At 38.2% G+C, this 5,032-nt stretch carries 8 protein-coding genes; 4 read left to right on the top strand and 4 right to left on the bottom strand.

Annotated features, from left to right (window positions below; translation table 11 throughout):
• On the bottom strand, positions 1 to 218 hold a 218-nt coding region (locus tag AC1DUA_RS30200; RefSeq protein ID WP_477503258.1), incomplete at its 3' end, for a hypothetical protein.
• A 287-nt stretch (positions 219 to 505) separates the two neighbouring features.
• On the opposite strand from AC1DUA_RS30200, the gene AC1DUA_RS30205 reads away from it, so the two are divergent.
• A complete protein-coding gene (locus tag AC1DUA_RS30205) occupies positions 506 to 1,222 on the top strand; it encodes a response regulator transcription factor (protein WP_477503265.1) in 717 nt (238 codons plus the stop codon).
• 59 nt (positions 1,223 to 1,281) lie between these two features.
• Here AC1DUA_RS30205 and AC1DUA_RS30210 read toward each other — a convergent pair whose 3' ends face one another.
• Positions 1,282 to 1,644, bottom strand: coding sequence for a c-type cytochrome (locus AC1DUA_RS30210; protein WP_477503259.1), 363 nt, complete (start codon positions 1,642 to 1,644; stop codon positions 1,282 to 1,284).
• Positions 1,645 to 1,668: 24 nt separating this feature from the next.
• Positions 1,669 to 2,529, bottom strand: a complete 861-nt coding sequence (locus AC1DUA_RS30215) for a cytochrome c oxidase assembly protein (protein ID WP_477503260.1) — start codon at positions 2,527 to 2,529, stop codon at positions 1,669 to 1,671.
• A gap of 214 nt (positions 2,530 to 2,743) precedes the next feature.
• Here AC1DUA_RS30215 and AC1DUA_RS30220 point away from each other — a divergent pair, with 214 nt between their 5' ends.
• Positions 2,744 to 3,154: a FixH family protein gene (locus AC1DUA_RS30220; protein ID WP_477503261.1), complete on the top strand. Its 411-nt coding sequence runs from the start codon at positions 2,744 to 2,746 to the stop codon at positions 3,152 to 3,154.
• A gap of 14 nt (positions 3,155 to 3,168) precedes the next feature.
• The gene (locus AC1DUA_RS30225) at positions 3,169 to 3,561 is read left to right on the top strand and encodes a hypothetical protein (RefSeq protein WP_477503262.1); all 393 of its coding nucleotides are present in this window, start codon (positions 3,169 to 3,171) and stop codon (positions 3,559 to 3,561) included.
• On the opposite strand, the gene AC1DUA_RS30230 is transcribed toward AC1DUA_RS30225, so the two are convergent.
• Positions 3,558 to 4,391, bottom strand: a complete 834-nt coding sequence (locus AC1DUA_RS30230) for a sensor histidine kinase (protein WP_477503263.1) — start codon at positions 4,389 to 4,391, stop codon at positions 3,558 to 3,560. The genes AC1DUA_RS30225 and AC1DUA_RS30230 overlap by 4 nt on opposite strands.
• A gap of 205 nt (positions 4,392 to 4,596) precedes the next feature.
• Between AC1DUA_RS30230 and AC1DUA_RS30235 the strand changes: the two genes are divergently transcribed.
• Entirely contained in the window at positions 4,597 to 4,962 is a 366-nt protein-coding gene (locus AC1DUA_RS30235; protein WP_477503264.1) for a c-type cytochrome, read from the top strand.
• Positions 4,963 to 5,032: the final 70 nt, after the last annotated feature.

Below are 5,032 nucleotides of genomic sequence, written 5' to 3' on the forward strand. Positions count from 1 at the left end.
GGTTTGTCCTTTAATGTTATTTCTTGTTTCGTACTGTCTTTGAAAGTTATAGAATCTCCATTCAGCGGAGCAATACTATTTACAGGTTTAGTTAGCGTCGTCTGTTCAGTTACAGTAGGGTTAGGAGAAGAAGTTTCCGTTTGCTTCGAAGAGGAACAACCCATAACGACTGTTGATAACACGAATGTACTTACAATGATTAACCCTAAACGATTCAATAAAATGCACCCCTTTAAGTTTCATATGCCATTGATCATATAGCAATATGTAGGGTAAGAGATGACTCCAAAGTGCTATTTAACGGGAATAATGTGAAGAATTCTTGCCAGTTGGTTTTATATTTTACTGATCATTTTCAATATAGAAGGTCAATTTTTAAGTTTACAATTCAATGTTCACAAAGCCTCCATCATATGTTCAATGATTTGTCTGATAAATGACCCCTTTGAGTCATGCCATCACATCTTCTTAGAGATACAATGAACAACAATAAGAGGTGAGAATGATGACTCAATTGACTTATAAAATATTAATTGCAGATGCTGATGAGCGAACGCGCACATTAATTCGTATGTACTTAGAAACTGAACATGCCATTATTGACGAGATAGACAACGGCGAACAAACACTTATGAACGCATTAGACTGTGATTATGATCTCATTATTATGGAATGGGAGTTGCCTGGGCTTAGCGGACTAGAGGTTTGTCAAACATTGAGAAATTTTAAACAGACACCTGTCATCTTGATTACAGCAAAAAACGATGAGTCAGACCCTATTCTCGCCTTTGAGGCAGGTGTAGACGATTATATAAGCAAACCTTTTAGTCCTAGAGAGATGTTGCTTCGAATCAAAGCGATTTTAAAAAGAACGCTATCGAATAAATTTTGGGACAAGCAGCCTCAATTTAATGATCAAATCATTTTTCCATATCTAACAATTGAACAACACGCGCGAAGGGTACTTGTAGATGGTCAAGAGATCACTCTTACGTTAAAAGAATACGAGCTTTTACGATATTTTTCCCTTCATATTGGAAAAATCTGTACGCGTGAGATGCTTTTAAAGGAATTATGGAATTACGAAGAGAATCGTGATCAACGAACAGTGGATACCCATATCAAACGTTTACGTGAAAAAATATATATCTATTCACCAGTTGCAGCGTCAATGATTAGAACCATTTGGGGCCTTGGATACCGAATGGAAGTAGTCAATTAATAATCTAATAATAAAAACGCCATTCTCCAATACCATTGGATATGGCGTTTTTTTGCATTTTATTTTTTGGCAGCGAGCCATTCAGAAAGCATCTGGATCTCTGGATCTTTCAGCATTGACTTGAATGCAGGCATGCCCCCGCCTCCATTTTTAATCTTTACCGCAAGTTGATCTTTACTAAGCTTCCCACCAACTTTCGCCAATGAAGGACCAATCTTTCCTTGGAGTTCTCCGCCATGGCAAGACATACAATTGCCCTTATATAAAGTTTCAGCACTATTTACACTGATTGAGACAGACGGACTAGTTATAGAAGTACTTATCTCATGTCCCGAATGCTGATCTTTCGTACTAGAACCACAAGCTGTTAAAACAATGATTAAGAATAAACTGAGATAACCGCCAAACGTCTTCAGTAACATTTTAAATACTCCCTTCTTAAAACATCAAACAAACTCAATCTCTTCTTTTCGCTCTGTTCGATACCATTGAAAGAAGGCAAGCCCAAGTACAGTAGCATAAATCAACTCCTGCATGATCTTCATGATAACTCCACCTAGCTGTTGATCCGCATAGGGAGTAAGGAAATCAATTAAACGAGGGATATCCACTTCTGTGAAGTAGAATGGCGTACAAAGAATATGCGAGCCTTCGGTGTACAATTTATAAAGTGTAGACTGAGAAAAAATAATACACGCACACGCTGGAGTCAGTAATAAGCCATTCATAAAGATATAACCTATCTTTTTCAAACCTGACATAGCTCCATATTCACGCATCGGACATATCAAAGGCCACCACATACAAAAGGAAGTTGCCATCAAAAGCAAGTGAGAGATGTTATGTGCTAGAAAATTAGACATCGCCATATCGAATATAGGAGGCCAATGATAAATAGAAAAAAAGAAATTGAACATCAACAAAGCCGGTATTGGTTGTGTGAACAGTCTAATAACGAAACCGAACACACGATTAGACATTATTTTATGATAAAAGCCTTCAGGCAAGCCTGCTAATATAAGAGGCGGCATTGCCAAATATAAAATGGATTGCTGAAGCATGTGAGCGCTGAATAACAGATGCCCAAGAACTGTTAAAGGGCCTCCAAAACCAATGTAGAACAAGAAACAACCTACTAAGAAATAGATGCGGCGTTTTCGTCTCTCAGATTGATTGAGCAACTTGTGTTTACTTTCTGCTTCTACAGTCATACAATAATACGTCCCAACAAGCCCAACGATCAAAAGAATTTCTGGTGTGAATAATGCTTCAAAACCGAATAGATCCATTAGTGTTCCAAATGTCACTGTACTCTCCTTCCTACTCACCTAGTACTAATATACTCAATTACAAACTTTTCAAAATGACTCAAAAGAGCTATTAAGCATATATTGGAGCAAAAAAAGTCTAGAGTTTGCTGCTTATTTATAATTCAATAGCACTTTATAGTCATGGCATCGTTGGCAAAGGTGGTTATAATGACAAAGAAAAGATAATTGTGAAGGAGTCGAATGATTTAATATGAAAAAATTGTACATGCTTGTTCTGTTTGGCGTCATGTTAACAGGATGTCAGGGATCAAATCATAGTGACATGGACATGGAAGGCATGGATCACAACGCAATGAAAATGATTGAAGTTAATGTGAAAATCAATCCCGAGCTGCCGAAAATCAAAGAGCTAGTGGAAGTTATCGCAACCATTAAGCAGGACGGCGTGAACGTTAAAAAAGCAAATGATGTGACCTTCGAAATTTGGGAAGAAGGGCAACCCGGCGAACATGAAAAAATTAAAGGCTCTAAAAAATCAGATGGTGTTTATGCAATAACCAAAACCTTTACTAAAGCAGGTACTTACAGCGTGATTTCTCATACCTCAGCAGCAGGCATGCATACAATGCCAACAACACAATTTAAAGTGGAACCAAACTAAGGAGGAAGAGATTCGTGCAAACATCGAATAGGAAACTATCATTACGCATAATTACGTTAGCTTTGATTGCTGTCATTATTGTATGTGCAATTTACTGGGTTCAAAGAGGTACGGATCCATTACCAAAAATAAAAGATGCTCCCGAATTTAGTTTGCAAAATTTGAAGGGAGATCAGGTCAAATTAGGTGATACTCTGCTTAGAGGAAATGAGACTGACGTTATAAAGACAGCGAATGATTTTGGAATCATGGCAGTCAAACAAAAAGACGGCCAATTCGCTCATTCGATTCGCTCTTTGTTTCTAATTGACCAAGAAGGCAGCATTCGTAAAATTTATGATATGGGCGAAGGCATGGATAACAATTTAATTGAAAAAGATTTAATAAAACTATCTAAAGCATCCTAGACTTCCCCTTTTCGTATTTCAACCTTTGTTCTTCCAAGATCGCGCTTGATTTGTAACTTCCAGCCCATTTCAAGTGCTCTTTCCTTCATAATTTTCAAGCCATAGCGATCCTGATAGCTGTAAGGATCGCTCAAAATTCCCACTCCATCGTCTTCCACAACACAGCACCACGAATTTCCATTGTATCCTTCAGCCTGTATCCATACTTTTTGCGCCTTTGCATGTTTACGGACATTTAAAAGAGCCTCTCTGATAGATGCATATAATTCTACTTTTTCTTTAGTCGAGAACTTCTCTTCCGACAACTTCCAATTCCACGTTACAACGATTCCCGTCTCCGCTGTAAAATCAGTCACCATACTTTCCAGAAATTGCATCCATGGCAGATTTTCCGGATCATTCGGATATCGCAAGTTTGAAATAGCCTGTCTTACATATTCATTCACTTGATGAACCGTTTTCTTTAATCCATTCGTATGTTCCGTGTGCTCATGATCCTGCTGCAATTGTTCCAACTGATCCATTTTTAAAGACATAAGAAATAAAGATTGTGCGATCCCGTCATGGAGCTCCCGAGCTATTTTCTCTCGTTCCTTCAATGCAGCCTGTTTGGATCGCTCCCGATTTAACTCGTCTTGTGTAGCTTCTAGCATAGAGAACAACTTTAATAAGAAAGTAATACTAACTGCCAGTTCAATAACTGGAGAAAGCCAGTTTCCCACTTCCATGGACATATGATCGAGGAAAATATGATGGCGCGAGTACTCCCATATCGTAAGTGTTAGTGATGGAAGGACTAATATTAACCATTTAATTTGCTTGTAAGTCATACTTTTCACCTTTCCCTTGGTATGATTTTTTCTTAACTATACGCAATCCTGACAATTTCCAAATGCCTCGAAAGGGCTACTTACTTATCATTTCGAGTATCCTAGCCCTTTCGAGGCATGGCAGTTTAAAGCTGAATAGTTATAATACAAGGATAAAAAGTAATTCATACATTAACTATTAAACATAAAGGAGCAATCAACTCAAATGAAAAAATGGACTATGTTCGCACTATTTTGTACGGTGGCTGTAATGGGTTTAGGCATTTTGTTTGATAGAGCAGCAACGCATAAATCTTCAGAGCAGAAAACAGAAGTAGCGTCCAAGATGCCCGCAGGCACTTTAGATGCCAATTTGGCACAAACGACCTTTAAGCAAAATTGCATGTCCTGCCACGGTACCGATCTTCAAGGAGGTGCTGGGCCTAATCTACAGAAAGTCGGTATTAAACTATCTGATGAACAAATTTTCAAGAAAATAGAAAGTGGCGGCGGCATGATGCCTGCTTTCAAAACACAACTGAAAGAGGAGGAAGTAGCCAATCTTGCGCGCTGGCTTGCAGAAAAAAAATAGCACAGGAAAAAAGTAAGGAAATCACGCCTAAGTGGTTTCCTTACTTTTTTCTTGTTAGTAGTGCTAGTTA

Source organism: Paenibacillus sp. 01T422, from assembly GCF_056398785.1.